17 protein-coding genes are annotated in these 19,197 nt (G+C 72.3%); 7 read left to right on the top strand and 10 right to left on the bottom strand.

The features are described 5' to 3' along the window. Nucleotides 1-452: 452 nt before the first annotated feature. From ACWCP0_RS18130 to ACWCP0_RS18120, 3 genes are read right to left on the bottom strand one after another with little or no spacing between them, the layout of a single operon-like run. On the bottom strand, nucleotides 453-1,397 hold the full coding sequence (locus ACWCP0_RS18130; protein WP_451079782.1) for a 3-oxoacyl-ACP reductase: 945 nt from the start codon (nucleotides 1,395-1,397) through the stop codon (nucleotides 453-455). Nucleotides 1,398-1,412: 15 nt separating this feature from the next. Continuing rightward, nucleotides 1,413-2,489, bottom strand: a complete 1,077-nt coding sequence (locus tag ACWCP0_RS18125; RefSeq protein WP_451079781.1) for a Zn-dependent alcohol dehydrogenase — start codon at nucleotides 2,487-2,489, stop codon at nucleotides 1,413-1,415. A 45-nt stretch (nucleotides 2,490-2,534) separates the two neighbouring features. Further along, nucleotides 2,535-3,407, bottom strand: a complete 873-nt coding sequence (locus ACWCP0_RS18120; RefSeq protein WP_451079780.1) for a MaoC/PaaZ C-terminal domain-containing protein — start codon at nucleotides 3,405-3,407, stop codon at nucleotides 2,535-2,537. A 284-nt stretch (nucleotides 3,408-3,691) separates the two neighbouring features. On the opposite strand from ACWCP0_RS18120, the gene ACWCP0_RS18115 reads away from it, so the two are divergent. Genes ACWCP0_RS18115 through ACWCP0_RS18100 form a run of 4 tightly spaced genes read left to right on the top strand, consistent with a single transcriptional unit; the run spans nucleotide 3,692 to nucleotide 7,106 of the window. Further along, complete coding sequence (locus tag ACWCP0_RS18115; RefSeq protein ID WP_451079779.1) at nucleotides 3,692-4,597, top strand: ABC transporter ATP-binding protein; 906 nt, start codon at nucleotides 3,692-3,694, stop codon at nucleotides 4,595-4,597. Further along, nucleotides 4,597-5,313, top strand: a complete 717-nt coding sequence (locus ACWCP0_RS18110; protein WP_451079857.1) for an ABC transporter permease — start codon at nucleotides 4,597-4,599, stop codon at nucleotides 5,311-5,313. The genes ACWCP0_RS18115 and ACWCP0_RS18110 overlap by 1 nt, the downstream gene beginning before the upstream one ends. Before the next feature lie 15 nt (nucleotides 5,314-5,328). Continuing rightward, nucleotides 5,329-6,504 (top strand): sensor histidine kinase, encoded by a 1,176-nt coding sequence (locus ACWCP0_RS18105; protein ID WP_451079778.1) that lies wholly within the window; start codon nucleotides 5,329-5,331, stop codon nucleotides 6,502-6,504. Continuing rightward, entirely contained in the window at nucleotides 6,501-7,106 is a 606-nt protein-coding gene (locus tag ACWCP0_RS18100) for a response regulator (protein WP_451079777.1), read from the top strand. The genes ACWCP0_RS18105 and ACWCP0_RS18100 overlap by 4 nt, the downstream gene beginning before the upstream one ends. A gap of 43 nt (nucleotides 7,107-7,149) precedes the next feature. On the opposite strand, the gene ACWCP0_RS18095 is transcribed toward ACWCP0_RS18100, so the two are convergent. The 7 genes from ACWCP0_RS18095 to ACWCP0_RS18065 form a co-directional block, all read right to left on the bottom strand. Beyond that, nucleotides 7,150-8,652: an MFS transporter gene (locus ACWCP0_RS18095; RefSeq protein ID WP_451079776.1), complete on the bottom strand. Its 1,503-nt coding sequence runs from the start codon at nucleotides 8,650-8,652 to the stop codon at nucleotides 7,150-7,152. A gap of 92 nt (nucleotides 8,653-8,744) precedes the next feature. Next, nucleotides 8,745-9,935 carry a lipid-transfer protein gene (locus ACWCP0_RS18090; RefSeq protein WP_451079775.1) on the bottom strand — a complete coding sequence of 397 codons (1,191 nt, stop codon included), beginning with the start codon at nucleotides 9,933-9,935 and terminating at the stop codon, nucleotides 8,745-8,747. A gap of 15 nt (nucleotides 9,936-9,950) precedes the next feature. Continuing rightward, entirely contained in the window at nucleotides 9,951-12,137 is a 2,187-nt protein-coding gene (locus tag ACWCP0_RS18085; protein ID WP_451079774.1) for an acyl-CoA dehydrogenase, read from the bottom strand. A gap of 241 nt (nucleotides 12,138-12,378) precedes the next feature. Continuing rightward, nucleotides 12,379-13,647, bottom strand: a complete 1,269-nt coding sequence (locus tag ACWCP0_RS18080; protein ID WP_451079773.1) for a PP2C family protein-serine/threonine phosphatase — start codon at nucleotides 13,645-13,647, stop codon at nucleotides 12,379-12,381. Between the two features lie 420 nt (nucleotides 13,648-14,067). Beyond that, nucleotides 14,068-15,219, bottom strand: a complete 1,152-nt coding sequence (locus ACWCP0_RS18075) for a permease (protein ID WP_451079772.1) — start codon at nucleotides 15,217-15,219, stop codon at nucleotides 14,068-14,070. A gap of 81 nt (nucleotides 15,220-15,300) precedes the next feature. Beyond that, nucleotides 15,301-15,585 carry a DUF397 domain-containing protein gene (locus tag ACWCP0_RS18070; RefSeq protein WP_451079771.1) on the bottom strand — a complete coding sequence of 95 codons (285 nt, stop codon included), beginning with the start codon at nucleotides 15,583-15,585 and terminating at the stop codon, nucleotides 15,301-15,303. Further along, nucleotides 15,545-16,393, bottom strand: a complete 849-nt coding sequence (locus tag ACWCP0_RS18065; protein ID WP_451079770.1) for a helix-turn-helix domain-containing protein — start codon at nucleotides 16,391-16,393, stop codon at nucleotides 15,545-15,547. Before ACWCP0_RS18065 ends, ACWCP0_RS18070 begins: the two co-directional genes overlap by 41 nt. Nucleotides 16,394-16,562: 169 nt before the next feature. Here ACWCP0_RS18065 and ACWCP0_RS18060 point away from each other — a divergent pair, with 169 nt between their 5' ends. The 3 genes from ACWCP0_RS18060 to ACWCP0_RS18050 all read left to right on the top strand — a co-directional run bounded on the left by ACWCP0_RS18060 (nucleotide 16,563) and on the right by ACWCP0_RS18050 (nucleotide 19,090). Then, a complete protein-coding gene (locus ACWCP0_RS18060; protein ID WP_451079769.1) occupies nucleotides 16,563-17,228 on the top strand; it encodes a class I SAM-dependent methyltransferase in 666 nt (221 codons plus the stop codon). A 22-nt stretch (nucleotides 17,229-17,250) separates the two neighbouring features. Then, complete coding sequence (locus tag ACWCP0_RS18055; RefSeq protein ID WP_451079768.1) at nucleotides 17,251-18,129, top strand: N-acetylmuramoyl-L-alanine amidase; 879 nt, start codon at nucleotides 17,251-17,253, stop codon at nucleotides 18,127-18,129. Nucleotides 18,130-18,292: 163 nt separating this feature from the next. Continuing rightward, nucleotides 18,293-19,090: a hypothetical protein gene (locus ACWCP0_RS18050; RefSeq protein ID WP_451079767.1), complete on the top strand. Its 798-nt coding sequence runs from the start codon at nucleotides 18,293-18,295 to the stop codon at nucleotides 19,088-19,090. The last annotated feature ends 107 nt before the right edge of the window (nucleotides 19,091-19,197 follow it).

The following is a 19,197-nucleotide window of genomic DNA, read 5'->3' as shown; positions in this document are numbered from 1 at the left end:
CAGGCCGCAGGCGGCGGCTCTGGAAAACACCGGGGCGGTGCGGCGTCGAGGGAGGAAGCGACGTCTCCGTCCCACGGCCGCCACCGCCGCCCGGGCGCGGCGCAGTAGTCGGGGCCGAGCGGGGCGTCCCCGTTCCCCGGACCCGGGGGCGGGGGCGCCTGCCGCCTGCCCGCGCCGGAGCCGCAGATCGCCCCTTCCCGAACCGGGGCTCCGCCCCGGACCCTGCGTGCGGGGGCTCCGCCCCCGAACCCCCGCTCCTCGCATTCCGGCGCGGTCGAGTTCCCGGGGCTCCGCCCTGGACCCCGGCCCCTACGCCCTGGCGGGCGCGGGGATTCAGGGCCCGTCCAGCGTCCTGCGCTTGAGGACGGACACCCCGCCCGTCGCCGGTACCGGGCAAGGCCCGGGGGACCGGGGGCGGAGCCCACGACGAGAGCGCGCCGTACGCGCGGGTCCTAGCCCCGCCTCAGCCCCAGAACCTCCGTCGACGCGAAGGTCTCGTTCGGTGGGCGGGACGCGTAGTACGGGGAGAGGAGGCCGTCGAGCTCCTCGTAGGAGAAGGTGTCCTTCGCCGAGTCGAACTTCGCGGCCACCCGGGGCCGTTCGACGACTGCCACCATCCCTCCGTGCACGACGAGCAGCTGCCCGCTGACCCCCGCCGCCGCCGGCGACGCCAGGTAGCCCACCAGGGGGGCGACGTGCTCCGGGGCGAGCGGGTCGAGTTGGCCGTCCGCCGGTTCGGCGAAGCCGGCGAAGACGTCCTCCGTCATACGCGTGCGGGCGCGCGGGCAGATGGCGTTGGCCGTGACGCCGTACTTCGCGAGGGCCGCCGCCGTCGACGTCGTGAGGCCGACGATGCCGCCCTTCGCCGCCGCGTAGTTCGGCTGGCCCGCGGAGCCCGCCAGGAACGCCTCCGAGGAGGTGTTGACGACGCGGCCGTACACGGGACGTCCGCCCGCCGCCTTGGAGCGTTCCCGCCAGTGGACCGACGCGAAGTGGGTCGTGTTGAAGTGGCCCTTGAGGTGGACGCGGATCACCGAGTCCCACTCGGCCTCGCTCATCGAGAAGACCATCCGGTCGCGCAGGATCCCCGCGTTGTTGACCAGGATGTCGAGCTTGCCGTACGTGCCGATCGCCAGGTCCACGAGACCGCGGGCCGACTCGAAGTCCGAGACGTCGCCCAGGTGCGCCACCGCCCGGCCGCCCGCCTCGCGGATCTCGGCCGCAACCGCCTCCGCGGGCGCGGCCGACGCCTCGCCGGACCCGTCCCGGCCGGCCTGGCCGTAGTCGTTGACGACGACGCTCGCGCCGAGCCGGGCGAGTTCCAGCGCCTCGGCCCGGCCGAGCCCCCGCCCCGCGCCCGTGACGATCGCGGACAGTCCCTCAAGTGGGAGTGACATACGAGCGGGTCCCCCTCAGATCTCGATGCAGGTACGCAGCGCCTCGCCCGTACGCATCTGGGTCAGCGCCTCGTTGATCTCCGCGAGCTGCACCCGGTGCGTGATGAGCGACTCCAGGTCGATCCGGCCCGCCCGCCAGAGCGCGATGGCCCGTTCGTACGAGCGGAGCACGTCCCCGCCGCCGTACATCGACGGCAGGATCCGCTTCTCGTCGAAGAACAGCTCGAACATGTTGAGCTGCAGGAAGTCGTCCATCGCGCCCGCCCCGACGATGCACAGCGTGCCGCCGCGCCGGGTCGTGTCGTACGCCGTCCTGGCCGTCGCCGACCTGCCGACGACCTCGAAGACGTAGTCGAAGCCCTCGCCTGCGGTGATCCGCTGCTTGGCGTCGGCGAGTCCGTCCGGCGAGACGGCCTCGGTGGCACCGAAGCGCAGCGCCGCCTCGCGCCGTGAGGCCACCGGGTCGACGGCGACGATCTGGGCCGCTCCCTGCACCCGGGCGCCCTGGATCGCCGAGATGCCGACGCCGCCGCAGCCGATGACGGCGACCGACGAACCGGCCGCAACCTTCGCGGTGTTGATGGCCGCGCCGAGCCCCGTCGTCACTCCGCAGCCGATGAGTGCGGCGATCTCGTACGGCACGTCGTCCGGTATCGGCACGGCGCAGCCCGCGTCGACCACGACCTCCTCCGTGAACGTCCCCGTACCGGCGAAGCCGAAGACGTCACCGCCGGGGCGCTTGAAGTTGGGGGTCCCTGCGTTCATGAAGCCGGCCAGACAGAGCTGGGACTGGCCGCGCTTGCAGGCCGGACAGGTGCCGCACGCGGGCAGCCAGCACATCAGCACCCGGTCGCCCTGCTGGAGGCCGCCGACGCCGTCACCGATGTCGATGATCTCGCCCGCGCCCTCGTGGCCCGGGACGAAGGGGGCGGGCTGCGGCAGCACCCCGCTCATCGCGGAGACGTCCGAGTGGCACAGCCCGGTCGCCCTGACACGGATCTTCACCTTGCCGGGGCCGAAGCCCACCGCCTCGACGTCGTCGAGGACGTCGAGCTTGTCCTGGCCGATCTCGTGCAGCACGGCTGCGCGCATGGTGCGGCTCCCTTCAGGAGGTCAGGAGGTCAGGAGGTCGGAAAGTCAGGCGATTTCGACGATGGTGTCGGCGAGCACCGGGGCGTCGTCCCTCTCGACGGCCGTCACCGATGCCTGGATGCGGCCTTCCCCGGCCCACATCCGGATGCGCAGGGTCTCCCCCGGGAAGACCACCCCCGAGAAGCGGGTGCTGTACGAGCGGACGCGCGTGACGTCCCCGTCGAGGAGCGTGTCGACGACTGCTTTGAGCGTGATGCCGTACGAGCACAGGCCGTGCAGGATCGGCTTCTCGAAGCCGGCGAGCTTGGCGAACTCCGGGTCGGCGTGCAGTGGGTTCCAGTCGCCGGAGAGCCGGTAGAGGAGCGCCTGGTCCTCGCGGACGGCCCGCTCGACGACCTTGTCGGGCTCGCGGCCCGGCTGCTCCACGCGCGCCGACGGCCCGCGGTCGCCGCCGAAGCCGCCCTCGCCGCGTACGAAGATCTGGGCGTCGCCCGTCCACAGCGGCCCGTCCTCGTCGGCGGCCTCGGAGCGGAGCACGAGGATCGCGGCCTTGCCCTTGTCGTGGACGGCGGCGACGCGTGACGTGCTGATGGCCCGTCCTCTGACGGGGATCGGGCGGTGGAGCGTGATCGTCTGGCCTCCGTGCAGGACCGCGGCGAGGTCGACGTCGATCCCAGGGGCGGAGAGGCCGCCGACGACGCCCATGCCCGCGCCCGCGACGGTGGCGAAGCTGGGCAGGACGTGCAGCCGGGACTCCAGGGTGTAGCGCAGCTCGTCGGGGTCGGTCGCGGGGCGGTGCTTGCCTTGGAACGAACCCGCGCCGATGCCGAGGTGGTAGAGCTGGATGTCCTTGTGGTCCCAGGTGATCTCGGCGCTGCGTGGCACTGCGGCGATCGCCTTGGCGGCATCGATGGGCATGAGGCTGCTGCTCCTACGACGGTCGAGAAGTGGAAGACCTCGGTGCGGCTGTCCGCACCGTCGGCCGCACCGAGGCCGTTCGGGACCGGCCGCCCCCGCGTCCGTTCTAGAACGCGTTCTAGGCCGGTTGGCCCCTATGTATAACGCACCCCCCATGACTTGTGAAGGCTCCTGACGCAACGTCAGATCACCGTGTCGGCGGGCTCACCCAGGACATTTGTCATCGCCGGACAAGGACGCGCGCATCTGCCGCGGCCACCCGTCCGCTCCGTAGCGTCGTGGTCATGACGCAGACAGCAGTCCACTTCGCCGGGGCGGCCAGGTCCTTCGGTCAGGTACGGGCCGTGGCGGGCGTCGACCTCGACATCCGGCGCGGCGAGACCGTCGCGCTCCTCGGACGCAACGGGGCGGGCAAGTCCACCGCCATCGGCCTCCTCCTCGGTCTGGACGACGCGGGCGAGGTCCGCCTCTTCGGCCAGGCCCCGTCCGCCGCGGTGCGCGCCGGCCGTGTCGGCGCGATGCTCCAGGAGGGCCGGCAGGTCCCCCGGGTCACCGTCCGCGAGCTGGTCGGCTTCGTCGCCCGCACCTATCCGGACCCGATGCCCGTCGCCGAGGCGCTGGAACTCGCCGGGCTCACCGAGCTCGCCGACCGCCGCGTCGACCGGCTCTCCGGCGGCCAGGCCCAGCGCGTCCGCTTCGCCGTCGCTCTCGCGGGTGCGCCCGAGCTGATCGTCCTCGACGAGCCGACCGCCGCGCTCGACGTCGAGGCCCGCCACGCCTTCTGGGCCGCCATGCGCTCCTACGCGGGCCGCGGCAACACCGTGCTGTTCTCCACGCACTACCTGGAGGAGGCCGACGCCCACGCCGACCGGATCGTCGTCATCGACCACGGCCGGATCGTCGCCGACGGCACCGGCGACGAACTCAGGCGCGCGGTCGGCGGGAATCTCGTCTCCTTCGACCTCGCGGGCCGCTCCACGGAGGGGCTGCACCTGCTGCCGGGCGTCGTGTCGGTCGAGGTGCGCGGCGACCGTGCCCGGCTGCGTACGGAGGACTCGGACGCGACGGTCGTCGCCCTCGCCGGGCTCGATGCCGTACGTGGCCTCGAAGTCGCCCCGGTGTCGCTCGACGACGCCTTCCTCGCCCTGACCGGCACCACCGCCCACGACGAACTGGAGACCGTCCGGTGATCACCGACTACGTGCGGCTGGAAGTCCGGCGCACCCTGCGCGACACCGGGTTCGTGGTCTTCGGCATCGGGATGCCGGTGCTGATGTATCTGCTCTTCACCAACCTCGGCACCGACGACCACGAGTGGAGGACCGCCTCCATGGTCGGCATGGCGGCGTACGGCGCGCTGGGCGCCGCCCTGTCCACCGGGACCGGCGTCGCCGAGGACAAGTCGATCGGCTGGCTGCGGCAGTTGCGGATCACCCCGATGAGCCCGCGCCAGGTGGTCACCGGGCGGGCCCTCACCGGCTCGGTGATCGTCCTGCCCTCCATCGCCGCGGTGCTCGCGGCGGGCGGTCTCGTCAACGGCGTACGCATGGCCGCCTGGCAGTGGGCTGCGGTGACGTTCACGCTCTGGCTGGGCGCGCTCCCCTTCACGCTGCTCGGCATCGGCAACGGCTACCGGCTCTCCGCCCAGGCCACGGGCGTCGTCAACGTCGCCTGCAACCTCGGGCTCACGGTCGTCGGCGGGCTCTGGTTCCCGGTCGAGCTGTTCCCCGGCTGGCTGCGCAGCCTGTCCGCCTACACGCCCGCCAACCGCTTCGCCGAGCTGGGACGGGCCATGACGGACGGCAGCGCCCCCGGGCTCGCCGCCGTGGCCGTGCTCGCGGTCTGGTCCCTGCTCTTCGGTTCGTACGCGGTGGTCTCGTACCGTCGGTCCGCACGGACGGCTTGAGGAGGGGACGGGGCGATGGAGAAGAAGAAGCCGTACGAGCAGCAGCCGGGACCGCCCGGGGGCTGGAGTCTGCTCCCCTGGCTGCTCATGGGCATGGGGGCGGTGTCCCACCTCGTGCAGGGCAAGACCCCGAACCCCTGGATCGGCGGCCTCGGCCTGCTCGTCTTCAACTCCCTGTACATCGCGGTGGTGTTCCGGGCCTTCGACCGGCGCAGCCGGGAGAGCGCCGCCACGCGGGCCGCGCTGGTCGTGATGGGGCTGATCACCTTCGGGCTGGCGATCGGCTACGGCGGCGGGTGGCTGATGTTCTTCCCGCTGCTCAGCCTCGCCTGCGGGGCGGTCCTGCGGGGGCGGACCCTCGCCTTCGTGGTGCTGCCCCTGGCCGTGGCCGGCGGCGCTGTCGGCACCTACCACGACAGCTGGGGCGGGATCTCGATCGCGTACGGCACCTTCGTCTCCGGCATGATCACGGCGGCGATCCTCGCGCTCTCCGAGACGGTCAAGGAGCTGCGGGCCACGCGCGAGGAGCTGGCCCGCGCCGCCGTCGAGAAGGAGCGGCTGCGCTTCTCCCGCGATCTGCACGACCTGCTCGGCCACACCCTCTCGGTGGTCGTCGTCAAGTCCGAGGCCGCGCGCCGCCTCGCGCCCCATGACCTGGACGCGGCACTCGCCCAGGTCGCCGACATCGAGGCGGTCGGCCGCCAGGCCCTCACCGAGATACGGGAGGCCGTCACCGGCTACCGGGAGGGCAGCCTGGCCACGGAGCTGGACCGGGCCCGTGACGTCCTGTCGGCGGCGGGCGTCGAGCCGGTCGTGCGGCGGTCCGGGGCGCCCCTGGAGCCGCAGACCGAGGCGCTGCTGAGCTGGGTGGTGCGCGAGTCGGTCACCAATGTCGTCCGGCACGCCGGGGCGTCGCGCTGCGAGATCGAGGTCAGCGGCGCGCCGGAGCGGGCCCGCCTGGTGGTCACGGACGACGGCCGGGGTGGCGGTGGCGGTGGCGTCGAGGGCGTGGGTACGGGCACGGGCGCACCCGGCAGTGGGCTGAAGGGCCTGGCCGAGCGTGTCGCCGCGGCAGGCGGCACTCTGGAGTCGGGCCCGGCGGCACGCGGCGGGTTCCGGGTGACCGCGGAACTCCCGGTGGAGAGCGCGGCGATTGCGCCGGCGACGGCGGAGTGGGAGCGAGCACAATGATCAGAGTTCTCCTCGCCGAGGACCAGGGCATGATGCGCGGCGCCCTCGCCCTGCTCCTCGGTATGGAGGAGGACATCGAGGTCGTCGCACAGGTCGGGCGCGGGGACGAGGTCACCGCCGCCGCCCTGACCTCGCGGCCCGACGTGGCGCTGCTGGACATCGAACTGCCCGGACTCAGCGGGCTGGACGCCGCAGCGGAGCTGCGGGACGAGGTGCCGGACTGCCGGGTGCTGATCCTGACGACGTTCGGCCGGCCGGGCTATCTGCGGCGGGCGATGGAGGCCGGAGCGGTGGGCTTCCTCGTCAAGGACGGGCCGGTGGAGGAACTGGCGAAGTCGATCCGGGCCGTGCTGCGCGGCGAGACGGTCATCGACCCGGCGCTCGCGGCGGCGGCGCTGAGCGCCGGGCCGAGTCCGCTGACGCCGCGGGAGCGGGATGTGCTCAACGCGGCGGTGGACGGGGCGACGGTGGCGGACATCGCGGCGAAGGTGCACCTGTCGGAGTCGACGGTACGCAACTATCTGTCGGCGGCGATCGGCAAGACCGGCACGCGCAACCGCATGGAGGCGGTCCGCGCTGCCCGCCGCCAGGGCTGGCTCTGAGGGGCTGCGTCCCGCACCGCGCGATCAGCCCGGGTGCCCGTCCTCAAGCTCCGGACGGGCTTGATCGTGCGCCCCGTGCGCCACGGTCCCTCGGCAGCCAGAGCAGCATCAGCACCACCCCGCCCAGCAGGATCCCCGTCCCCGTCCTGAACGCCAGCGCATACCCGGCCGTCAGGGCCTCCGGATCCGTCGCCCCGCCCGTCCTCGCCGCCGCGACCGTCGACAGGACGGCGAGCCCGAGGGCACCGCCCATCACCCGGGAGGTGTTGATCAGCCCGGACACCAGGCCCGCGTCGCCCGGCGCGGCACCCGAGGTGGCGAGCGCGGCGAGCGGGGTGCCCGCGAAGCCGGCGCCCGCCATCATCACGATGCCGGGCAGCATGATCGTGGTCACGTACGAGCCGTGCGCGTCCATCGTGGACTGCCAGCCGAAGCCCGCAGCGGAGACGAGCACCCCGAGCACGGCGACATTGCGGGCACCGAGGACCGGCATCAGCCGCGGGGCGAGCTTGGAGCCGAGGACCACCGCGAGCGAGCTGGGCATCAGGGCGAGCCCGGCGGCCAGCGGGCTGTAGTGGAGGACGTTCTGCGCGTACAGCGTCATGAAGAACCACATGCTGAACATCGCGGCGCCACAGCTGAACATCGCCGCGTTCGCCGCCGACACCGAGCGCATCCGGAACAGTTTCAGCGGCATCAGCGGTGTGTTCGCCCGCGCCTCGACCGCGACGAAGGCGCCGAGCAGCGCGAGCCCGGCGACCAGGGGGACAAGGGTCGCGGGGGCGGTCCAGCCCTCCTTCTCCGTCTGGGCGATGCCGTACGCGAGGGTCGCGAGGCCCGCCGTCACGAGCACCGCGCCCGGCAGGTCGAGCCGGCGCCGTCCCCCACGGCCTCCGGCGTGGGAGGTACCCCCACCCCCCGCGCGGCTCTCCGCGAGCCACCAGGCGCCGAGGGCGATCACGAGCGCGCCGACGGGCACGTTGATCAGCAGGGTCCAGCGCCAGGAGAAGGCGTCGGTCAGCACCCCGCCGACGAGCCCGCCCGCCGCGCCGCCGCCCGCGCCGACCGCGGTCCAGGTGGCGATGGCGCGCGCTCGGGCCGGGCCCTCCGGTACGGCCGAGGTGAGCAGCGTCAGCGTCGACGGGGCGAGCACCGCGGCGCCGAGGCCCTGCCCGGCCCGCGCGGCGAGCAGGTGCCAGCCTTCCTGCGCGAGCCCGCCGGCGAGCGACGCGGCGGTGAAGAGCCCGAGCCCCACCAGGAACATCCGCTTACGCCCGAACAGATCCCCTGCGCGCCCGCCGAGGAGCATGAATCCGGCGAAGGCGATCGAGTACGCGTTGACCACCCACTGCAGTCCGACGGCGCTCAGCCCCAGGTCGGCCCGCATCGACGGCAGGGCCGTGTTGACCACGGACACGTCGAGGACGACGAGGAACTGCCCCGCGCAGGCGGCCAGTACGACGGCCCACATGCGCTGGGCGGCGCGGTCCGGGGCCGAGATCCGGGTGTCTGCCGTGCCGGAGGGGGCATAGGTCATGACCGTCATCGTCGCAGGCGCCTGTCGTTCCGTACATCAGGATTTCGACCTACGGACGGCGGGACCGGGGGTCCTAGGACCTTCAGCGGGACCGGGAGCTCCTAGGACTTTCGCAGCACGGTGACGACGGCCGCCCCGCCCAGCCCGATGTTGTGCGCAAGACCGGTCCGGGCGCCCGGCACCTGCCGGGTCCCCGCCTCGCCGCGCAGCTGCCAGGTCAGCTCGGCGGCCTGGGCCAGGCCGGTCGCGCCCAGCGGATGCCCCTTGGAGATCAGCCCGCCGGACGGGTTGACCACCCACCGGCCCCCGTACGTCGTCGCCCCGGACTCGACGAGCTTGCCCGACTCGCCGTCCGCGCACATCCCGAGCGCCTCGTAGGTCAGCAGCTCGTTGACGGAGAAGCAGTCGTGGAGCTCGATGACGTCGATGTCCTCGATGCCGAGGCCGGACGCCTCGTACGCCTGCCGGGCCGCGGCCCGTGACATGGGCCTGCCGACGACGTCGATGCAGAAGCCGGAGGCGAAGGAGTCGGCGGTGTCGGTGGTCATGGCCTGTCCGGCGATCTCGACGGCCTTGTCGTGCAGTCCGTGCTCGACGACGAACCGCTCGGAGACGACGACGGCCGCCGCCGCCCCGTCGGAGGTCGGCGAGCACTGGAGCCTCGTCAGCGGCTGGTGGATCGGCTTGGCGGCGAGGATCTCGTCGATGTCGTAGATGTCCTGGAACTGGGCGTTCGGATTGTTCGCCGAGTGCCGGTGGTTCTTGGCGGCGACGGCGGCGAGCTGGCGCGGCGTCGTGCCGTGGCGATCCATGTGCTCGCGCGCCGCGTTGCCGAAGATCTGGGCGGTGGGCGGGGTCATCTCGAAGCCGTGGGCCGCGGCCATGATCCCGTAGTGCCGGGCCACGGGCGAGGTCGTGAAGTCTCCTCCGTCGGCTCCCCCGCCCAGCGCGCCCTTCTTCATCTTCTCGAAGCCGAGCGCGAGCACGCAGTCGCTGATCCCGCCCTGGACGAACTGCCGGGCCGTCATCAGCGCCGTCGAGCCGGTCGCGCAGTTGTTGTTGACGTTGTAGACGGGGACCCCGGTGAGGCCGAGTTCGTACGCGGCGCGCTGTCCGGCCGTCGACGCCTGGAAGCAGTAGCCGACGGGGACCTGCTGGACGCGCTCGTACGGGATGCCCGCGTCGGCCAGGGCCGCCGATCCCGCCTCCTTGGCCATGTCCCAGTACTGCCAGTCCCTCGATTCGGGCTTCTCGAACTTCGTCATGCCGACACCGACGATGTAGCTCTTCATGTCTTCGGGGCTCCTTCAGTCTCGCGGCAGGCCGAGGATGCGCTCGGCGACGACGTTGAGCTGGACCTGGGTGGTGCCGCCCGCGATGGTCAGACAGCGGGACATCAGCAGTCCGTGCACGGCCCGTTCGCCCGCGCCCTCGCGGACGGCGCCCGCCGGGCCGAGGAGTTCGACGGTCAGTTCGGCGACCCTCTGCTGGTGCGGGGTCTGGACGAGCTTGCGCACGGACGCGCCGGGACCCGGTTCCATGCCGTCGACCTGCTGCAGGGTCGTCCGCAGTCCGATGCAGGCGAGGGCGTGCGCCTCGGCGGCGAGCGCACCGATCCGGGCCCGGTACGCGTCGTCGAGGCGGGGTGCCTGCGCGATCAGTTCCTCCAGTCCGGTGTCGAAGGTCAGCTGGTCGGCCATGTGGACGCGTTCGTTGCCGAGGGTGTTGCGGGCCACCCGCCAGCCGTCGTTCACCTCGCCGACGACGGCATCGGCGGGCAGCAGCGCCCCGTCGAAGTACACCTCGTTGAAGAGGGACTCGCCGGTGATCTCCTTCAGCGGCCGGACGTCGATGCCGTCCGTGGTCCTCATGTCGACGATGAAGTAGGTGAGGCCCTGGTGTTTCGGGGCCTGGGGGTCGGTGCGGGCGAGGAGGATGCCGTGGTCGGCCCACTGGGCGGCGCTCGTCCACACCTTCTGCCCGGTGATCCGCCAGCCGTCCGCGGTGCGTTCCGCCTTCGTGCGCAGGGAGGCGAGGTCGGACCCGGCGCCGGGCTCGGAGAAGAGCTGGCACCACAGCAGGTCGCCGCGCAGGGTGGGGCCGAGGAAGCGGTCCTGCTGCTCCTTGGTGCCGTACGCGATGAGGGAGGGCACCACCCAGGTCGCGATGCCCAGGTCGGCGACCTTGACGCCGGCTGCCCGCAACTCCTGCTGGACGGCGAGCTGCTGGAGGGGCCCGGCGCCGAGGCCGTACGGGGGCGGGAGGTGCGGGGCCGCGTAGCCGGTGGGAGCGAGGGCACGGCGGGCGGCGGGCGGGTCCAGTCCGCGGACGGGGACGACGGCCTCCCGAGCGGCCGTCCGGTACGGCTCCGCCTCGGCGGGGAGCTCCAGGCGGAGCTCGCGGCGGGCGCCCGCCGCCGCGAGCCGCACGGCTGCGGTCCGGTGCGCGTCGCCGGGTCCCAGGAGCTGGCGGGCGACGACGGCCCGGCGGAGGTGGAGATGGGCGTCGTGCTCCCAGGTGAAGCCGATGCCGCCGAGGATCTGGATGCAGTCCTTGGCGCAGCTGTACGCGGCGTCGAGGGCGACGGACGCGGCGAGCGCGGCGGTGAGGCCGCGGACCTGCGGGTGGTCGTCGGCGGCCCGTGCCGCGTCCCAGGTCAGGGCACGCGCCTGCTCGACGCGTACGAGCATGTCCGCGCACAGGTGCTTGACCGCCTGGAACTGCCCGATGGGCCGCCCGAACTGCTCACGCACCTTGGCGTGTTCGGTGGCCGTGTGCAGCGCCCACGCGGCGGTCCCGCAGGCCTCGGCCGCGAACAGCAGGGCGGCGAGGTCCCGTACGAGGGCGGGGTCGACGTCGAGGACGCGGCCCCGTGGCACGGTCACGCCATGGGCGGTGACCTCGGCCGTGGGCCGGGTCGGGTCGGCGCTCTCGTGTCCGCGTACCGAGAGGTCCGCCGCGTCCACGGCGAACCAGCCGCCGGCCGTGCCGAGTACGAGCAGATCGGCGTGCGCGGCGCCGAGCACGGGCGGTGCGGTGCCGTCGAGTGCGTACCCGCCGCCCCGGGCGTCCGATCGCGCGGTGAGTGCACCGGGCCCGAGGGCGACGGCCCCGATGCACCTCCCGTCGGCGAGCGGCTCCGCCAGATCGCCGCGCCCGGCGCGGGCCAGCACGGCCGAGGCGAGCACGCTCGGCAGGTACGGGCCGGGCAGCGCGGCCCGCCCGGTCTCCTCCAGAACGACGGCGAGGTCGAGGAGCGTGCCGCCTCCGCCGCCGTACTCCTCGGGCAGATGCAGCCCGAGGAGGCCCTGCTCCGCCGCCCCGTCCCAGTACACGGGCCGGCCGCAGGAAGCACCCTCGGGCGCGTCGAGCAGTTTCCGTACGGCTTCGGGCGGCACGGACCTCGCGAGCAGGCGGCGCACGGAGTCCGCCAACTCGCGCTGCTCCTGGGTGATTCCGATGCTTCCGGTACTGCCGGTGCTTCCGCTCCCCATGCGGGGCAGACTAGAACACGTTCCAATCTGACGGAAGGTCAGATCGGGCGCGGACTCGGATCGAGGTCCGATCCCGGGCACCCCGGCATCCGGGTCAGGTCGGGCCGGGCCGGGCCGGGTCAGGTCGGGCCGGGCCGGGTCAGGTCGGGCCGGGTCGGGCGGGGTCAGGTCAGGTCGGGCCGGGTCAGGTCGGGCCGGGCCGGGTCAGGTCGGGCTGGGTCAGGTCGGATCGGATCAGGCCTTACGGCGATCCGGGCTGCGCGGGGGCCGGTTGCTGCCCGGACGCCGGGCTGCTCCCGGCCCTGGCCGCCCTCGGGGGCGGCGCAGCGGATGCCTCGCTCGCCCTTGCCGAGTACGGGTGATGCCATTCGCAGAGAAGCACGGTCGCGTCGTCGGTGAGCTTGCCGTGATGCTCGAGCACGGCGCGGACGAGGCGGCGCAGCGTTTCGGGGACCGGCAGGCCGTCGGCCTGGTGGCGGATGATGAAGTCCACGAATCGCCGGCGGCCGAACTCCTGGCCGGTCCGACTTCGGGCCTCGGTGACTCCATCGGTGTACAGCACCACGCGGTCGCCCGGTTCCAGCTGGCGGTGGCACACGGTGACGGGAATGCCGAGGTCGGTTCCCATGGGGTGGGTGGGCGGGCAATCCAGCGTCGCGGCCCAGCGCCCACCCCTGATGAGGATGGGAGGCATGTGGCCACTGTTGACCCACGTGAACATGCCGGTACGGAGGTCGAGGTCGGCCATGATGCCGGTGACATAGCAGTTGTGCTGGAACTGTTCGAGCAGTACGGCTTCGATGGCGTCGCACGCCTGCGCCGGGCCGGCGCCCTGGCGGCGTTGGTTGCGGCAGGTGGCGACCGCGAGGTTGGCGGTCAGCCCGGCGGTGGTGTCATGGCCCATGGCATCGAAGATGGCCATGTGGGCGGTCCCGCCGGCGAGCGCGTAGTCGAAGGCGTCTCCGGCGGTGGCGTACGCCGGCTCCATGGCACACGCGATGGTGACCCGGTTGTTGGAGAAGGTCCGCGGCGGCATCAAGGACCACTGCATCTCCGCCGAGACCGACATCGGACTGGTCCTGGTGAGCCGGGCGAAGGAGTCGCTGTTGGTCCGTTTGGAGACGAGCATGATGCCCATCAAGGATGCGAGACCTCGCATGACCTGGGCGTTTTCGGCGGAGCCCTCATCGGTGTCCACGCGCAGGACGCCGAGCCGCTCGGTTCCGTCCAGGAGGGGCAGCCAGTACTGACGGCCACCGTCGCCCGTCGAGGACAGCACCTGCGTGTTCACGAAGCTGCGGCCCGCCACGGTCGCGTCCACCCGCAGTTCCAGCCCGCCGGCCCCGGCGTCGACACCCCGGCCCGTCACCTCCCTGAGCACTTCCTGCTGCAGGTCCGCCACGAACAGCCGCGCCCCGCCCACCCCGGCGCGCCCGGCATGCTCGCGCAACAGCGCGGGGAGTTCCTCGAACGTCGCCGTGTGACTGGCCCGCAGAAGCTCACTCAGCATGAGGCCGGACTGGGCGAGGGATGTCATCGCAAGACCCGTCGTCGGGGGACACCCGCCTCCGCCCGTGGGCCTTGCAAGGGGCCGGGGCCTTGCTGCGCGGCAGACGGAGAGCGAGGAGCCCGAAGCGGCTGAAACAACCTCACACTACGCCTTTTCGACATCAGGTCGAATGAACCGGATGCCCCGGAATGTCCTGGCGGCGGGTGAGCGGCCCTCGACGCGCCGACCAGACGGAGTGCCGGTCCGCGGTCGGTCGTGGACGGTGAGTGTCGAGCGGTCGCGGTCGCCGTCGCGGTCGCGGTCGCCGTCGCCGTCGCGGTCGCGGTCGCGGTCGCCGTCGCGGTCGCCGTCGCCGTCGCGGTCGCCGTCGCCGTCGCCGTCGCCGTCGCGGTCGGACGCGCGGCCGGAGAGCGGCCCGTATCAGGGCGCGGCGGGGGCACCGCCCATGGCGCGGAGCATGCCCGCGCCGCCGGTGCGCAGGAAGCGCACCACGAAGACCGCCGCGAGCAGCAGGAAGGCGATGTTGAGAAAGGTCGTGTAGTTCCAGGACACGCCCTCGTCGGGGATCTTCGCGGTGGACCGGTCCGGGATGATCCCGAGGGCCCCGAAGACGAACTCCACGACATAGGCCGCGGCGACGATGGCGGTGTAGAACGTGGCGAGGATGAAGGCGGCCATCCGCGCCCCGTAGTACTTCCGGTAGATGTTCAGGATCGGCACGATCAGCAGGTCGGCGAAGATGAAGGCGATGACCCCGCCGAAGCTGATCCCGCCGTTCCAGAGCACCACGGCGAGCGGCACGTTGCCGACCGAGCAGACGAACGACGCGATGGCGACGAGCGGCCCGATCAGCGGGCCCCACAGCTTCGCGGCCAGCGGATGCCCCTCGAAGAAGAACGCGCTCCAGAAGGAGTCCGGCACCCATGCGGCGACGGCCCCGGCGACCAGCAGGCCCAGGACGAGGTCCCGCAGGATCGCCGCCCACTCCATGACGAAGACGTGCGCCGTGGCGGTGAAGCCCGCGCCCGACAGCAGCCTGCGCCGGAAGGAACCCTCGCTCGGGATGGACATGTCCATCGCCGCGTGGCCTTCCATGGAGCCGGCCACTCCGCGCTCGGCCTGCTCACGCGCCTCCCGCAGCAGCCTCTCGCGCAGGAACAGCCGGAACAGCACGGCGAGGACGACGATCATGATGGGCCCGCCCGCGAACTCGGCCGCGGTGAACTGCCATCCCATCAGCAGCGCCAGGATGACCCCCAGCTCGACGACGAGGTTCGTCGAGGCGATCTCGAAGGCCATCGCCGCGGTGAAGTTCGCCCCTTTGCGAAACAGCGAGCGCGCGAGGGCGACGGCAGCGTACGAGCACGACGAGGAGGCCACGCCGAGTCCGGCCGCGACCGCCAGACTGCGCGGCCTGTCGTCGCCGAGGAGGGACACCACGGTGGACTTGCGGACCACCGCCTGCACGACCGCGGACAGCGTGAAGCCCAGGATCAGGGCCCAGGTGATCTCCCACGCCATGGACCCGGCGAGGGACAGGGCGTGCAGTACGGCGTCGAGTGCGGCATCCATGCCGCCGAGCTTCCCGGCTCACCGGCACCGCCCGGCGCCGACACGACCCGGGCCGGGCACGGCTCACCCCGGTGCGTCGCCTCAGACGGTGTCGTCGGCGGCGGCCGCGACGAACGCGGCGAAGGCGGCGAAGGCGGCGGGGGCGACGGCGAAGACGGGTCCCTCGGGGTTCTTGGAGTCGCGGACGGCGACGCGGCGGGGCCGGGCGGCGATCTCGACGCAGTCGCCGCCGCTGGAGCCGCTGTACGAGGACTTACGCCAGGCGGCGCCTCCGATGGGGACGCACTCGACGCACTCGCCGCCGCTGGAGCCGCTGTACGACGACTTACGCCACTGCACGCCCGTCAGGTCCTGGATGGTGCCCATAACGTTCCTCCATAACGCGAGCGATCAGCGCCGCCGATTCCCTGGGAGAGAGGGCCTCGGCCTGGAGGCGAGCGTAACCGACCGAACGCTCTTTGATCACTTGCGGGTTGGCGGTCATATGGCCGGAGTCATAGCTCTCGCTGTAGTGGAGATCCGGGTCGCTCTCGAAGCGCAGGACAGTGAACGACCCCATCATTCCCGCGTGCTGCCCGACCGAGAAGGGCAGCACCTGGACGTCCACCCAGTGCCGGTCGCGGAGGCTCAACAGGTGGGCGAGTTGATTCCGCATGACTTCGCGGCCCCCGATCTCCCGGTGCAGCACCGCCTCGTCCAGCACTGTCCACAGCACAGGCGGGTTCTCGCGAGCCAGGATGCGCTGCCGGTCCATACGGGCCGCCACGGCAGCGTCGAGCGTGTCCGGATGGTCGACGGCGAGCACCGCCCGCGCGTACTCCTCCGTCTGCAGGAGCCCGTACACCAACTGCGCCTGGTACGTGGAGATGTAGGTCGCCTTCGCCTCCATCTCCGCGTACGCCTGGAACCAGCTCGGCAGCTGGCTCCTCAGCACCAGTCCCACCAGCCGCGAGAACAGCCCGCCCGTACCCAGCGCCGCGTCCACCCGCTCGCTGAAGTCCCTCGTCGGGACCTTCCTCGCCGTCTCGATCTGGCCGATCAGCGACCCCGTGCAGAAGACGCAGCCGCCCAGCTCGCCCTGCTTCAGTCCGGCCTCTTCTCTCAGCCGGCGCAGCTCGGAGCCGTAGTAGTCCAGCGGCGAGGCGCTGGGATCGAGGTCGCGGATGTGGACCATGAGGCGGTCACCCCCAAGTCACGCCGTGCGGCGGTCGTTTCGCCAGAGAGCTGCGTAGCCGAGAGTAACCGTCCGGTCGCTCACCGATGGTGAAATCACGTAACCGCACCTCCGCCTACGATGTGACCGCCCAGTACGCCCGACGCCCGCACGAGCCGGAGGACCCGCCATGGCAGCCGCCACCCCCGCCGCCCCCGAGCCGGAGGTCCTCGCCGCCTTCGAGGCAGCCAAGGGGTTCATGCCCGTACGCGAGGGGCTCGCCCTCCACGCGGCGGCCGCGGAGGCCGGGGCGGCGCTCGGGCTGCCGCTGCTGGAGGTGGGGACGTACTGCGGGCGGTCAACGATCCTGCTCGCGGACGCCGCCCGCGAGGCCGGGACCGTCGCGGTCACGGTCGACCACCACCGGGGCAGCGAGGAGCAGCAGCCCGGCTGGGAGTACCACGACGCCACGGTCGTGGACCCCGAGGTGGGCCGGATGGACACGCTGCCGACGTTCCGCCGCACCCTGCACAAGGCGGGCCTGGAGGACCACGTGATCGCGGTCGTCGGGCGGTCGCCGCAGGTGGCGAAGGTGTGGGGCCGGGAGGTCGGGCTGGTCTTCATCGACGGCGGGCACACCGACGAGCACGCCACGAACGACTACGAGGGCTGGGCCCCGCACGTGGCCGAGGGCGGCCTCCTCGTCATCCACGACGTGTTCCCGGACCCGGTGGACGAATGGACCGGCCAGGCGCCGTACCGGATCTACCTCAGGGCGCTGGGGTCCGGCGCGTTCACCGAGGTCTCGGCGACGGACTCGCTGCGTGTCCTGCGTCGCACCGGGCCGGGGATCTGAGCCGGCCCACTAGCATCGCGACGTGTCTACGAACGTGACGAACGAGCCGTACGACCAGTACGCCCGGAACCGCCCGCGCCTCCCCCTCGTCGCGGTCGTCGCCCTGGCGACGGCCTGCGCGGCCGGGTGCGCCCAGACCACCGGGGTGAGCGATTCCCCGAAGGGACAGTCCAGGCCGAGTGGCACCGCCGCCACACCCACCACACCGACCCCCGGCCCGAGCACCCTTCCCCTCGCCGGAAAGGTCGTCGTGGTCGACCCCGGTCACAACCCCGGCAACTTCCGGCACACCCGTGAGATCAACAAGCTCGTGGATATCGGGACGAATCGCAAAGAATGCGACACCACGGGCACGGCCACCAACGATGGTTACACCGAGGCCGCATTCACCCTCGATGTTTCACATCGTCTTCGCACGCTGCTGGAGAAGCAGGGCGCAACCGTCCGATTCACCCAGGACGACGACCGCCCGTTCGGCCCGTGTGTGGACGAACGCGCCCGTATCGGGAACAAGGCCGCCGCGGATGCCATGATCTCCGTCCATGCCGACGGCGCCGCCTCCGGCGACCGCGGATTCCATGTGATCCTGCCCGCACCGGTGAAGGACGGAACCGCGGACACGACGAAGATCGTCGGCCCGTCGCGCGAGCTCGGCGAGCGCATCGCCGGGGCGTTCGCCGACGCCACAGGCAGCTCACGCTCCAACTACGTGGGCAAAGGCACCGGGTTGGACGTGCGCAAGGACCTCGGCGGCCTGAACCTGTCCGCCGTTCCCAAGGTGTTCATCGAATGCGGCAACATGCGTGACGCGAAGGACGCAGCATTGTTGAAGAGCCCGGAGTGGCGGCAGAAGGCGGCGCAGGGGATGGCCGACGGCATCACCACCTACCTGATGGGGTAGTTGCGTCGAGCGATAGATTGCTTCATGCCGGGGTCCGGGGGGTGCCCCCCCGGACCAGCACAGCGTCCGTACGATGGGGCCCGCCCCTGACCTTCGCGCCGTGCACCGCCGACCGGCGGCACCGACGACCGCGCCGACCGACGCAACGACTAAGGACCTTCACGTGAACATCCGCTCCCTCACTCGAGGCGATGGCGTGGTGATCGGAGCAGCGGTGGTGCTGTTCATCGCCTCGTTCCTCGATGTCGTCTCGTACGACGGCCCCCTCGGCATCGACCCCCCGAACGCCTGGGGCTCCCTCGGGAACGCGCTCGGTGTGTACATGGTGGGCGTGATCGGCGCGGCCTGCATCGCGGTGGCCCACGGTCTGCCGCAGCCCCGCAAGATCGCGGGCATCGACCTCGCCCAGTTCGGCGTCGCCGCCACGATCTTCGTCGCGTGGAACTTCTTCTGGACCATCGTCGACCTCGGCGACAACGTGAGCGCCGGCGTCGGCCTCATCCTCGGCCTGATCGCCTCCCTCGTCCTCGCCGCCGCGGCCGTCGCCACCCCGCTCGTCCCGGCCCTCAAGGGCGCTCTGATCCCCGCCCCACGTCCGCAGGCCCCGCAGCCGTACGGCGCGCAGCCGCAGGGCGGTTACGGCTACCCGGGCGCCCAGCAGCCGTACGGCATGCAGCCCGGTCAGCCCGGTCAGCAGGGGCAGCCGGGGCAGCCGCAGCCTTACGGTGGCCACCCGCAGCAGGGCGGCCCCGCGCCGGCCGCGGACTTCGCGCCGTTCTGGTTCGCGGTGCCGGTGGCCCGGCCGCTGTTCGCGGAGGACGGCTCGCCGACACCGATCGCCGAGCTCGCGCCCGGCACCTGGTACCTCGCGGTCGAGCAGCGCGGTCCCGCCCTGGTGGCCCAGACGCAGGACGGCCGGCGCGGCGTCCTCCAGGACACCTCAGGCATCCAGCGCGGCTGACGCACCGCCTTCCCGACGCCGCGGCCCCTCGCCCTTCCGGGCGGGGGGCCGTTGTCGTACAGTCGCCCCGGAACAGATAACTGACGGTACGTCAGAACGGGAGAGAC

The sequence above is a fragment of the Streptomyces sp. NPDC001970 genome (assembly GCF_053594115.1).
The sequence above is the reverse complement of the archived record's forward strand: the minus strand, read 5'-3'. Positions and strand labels throughout refer to the sequence as shown.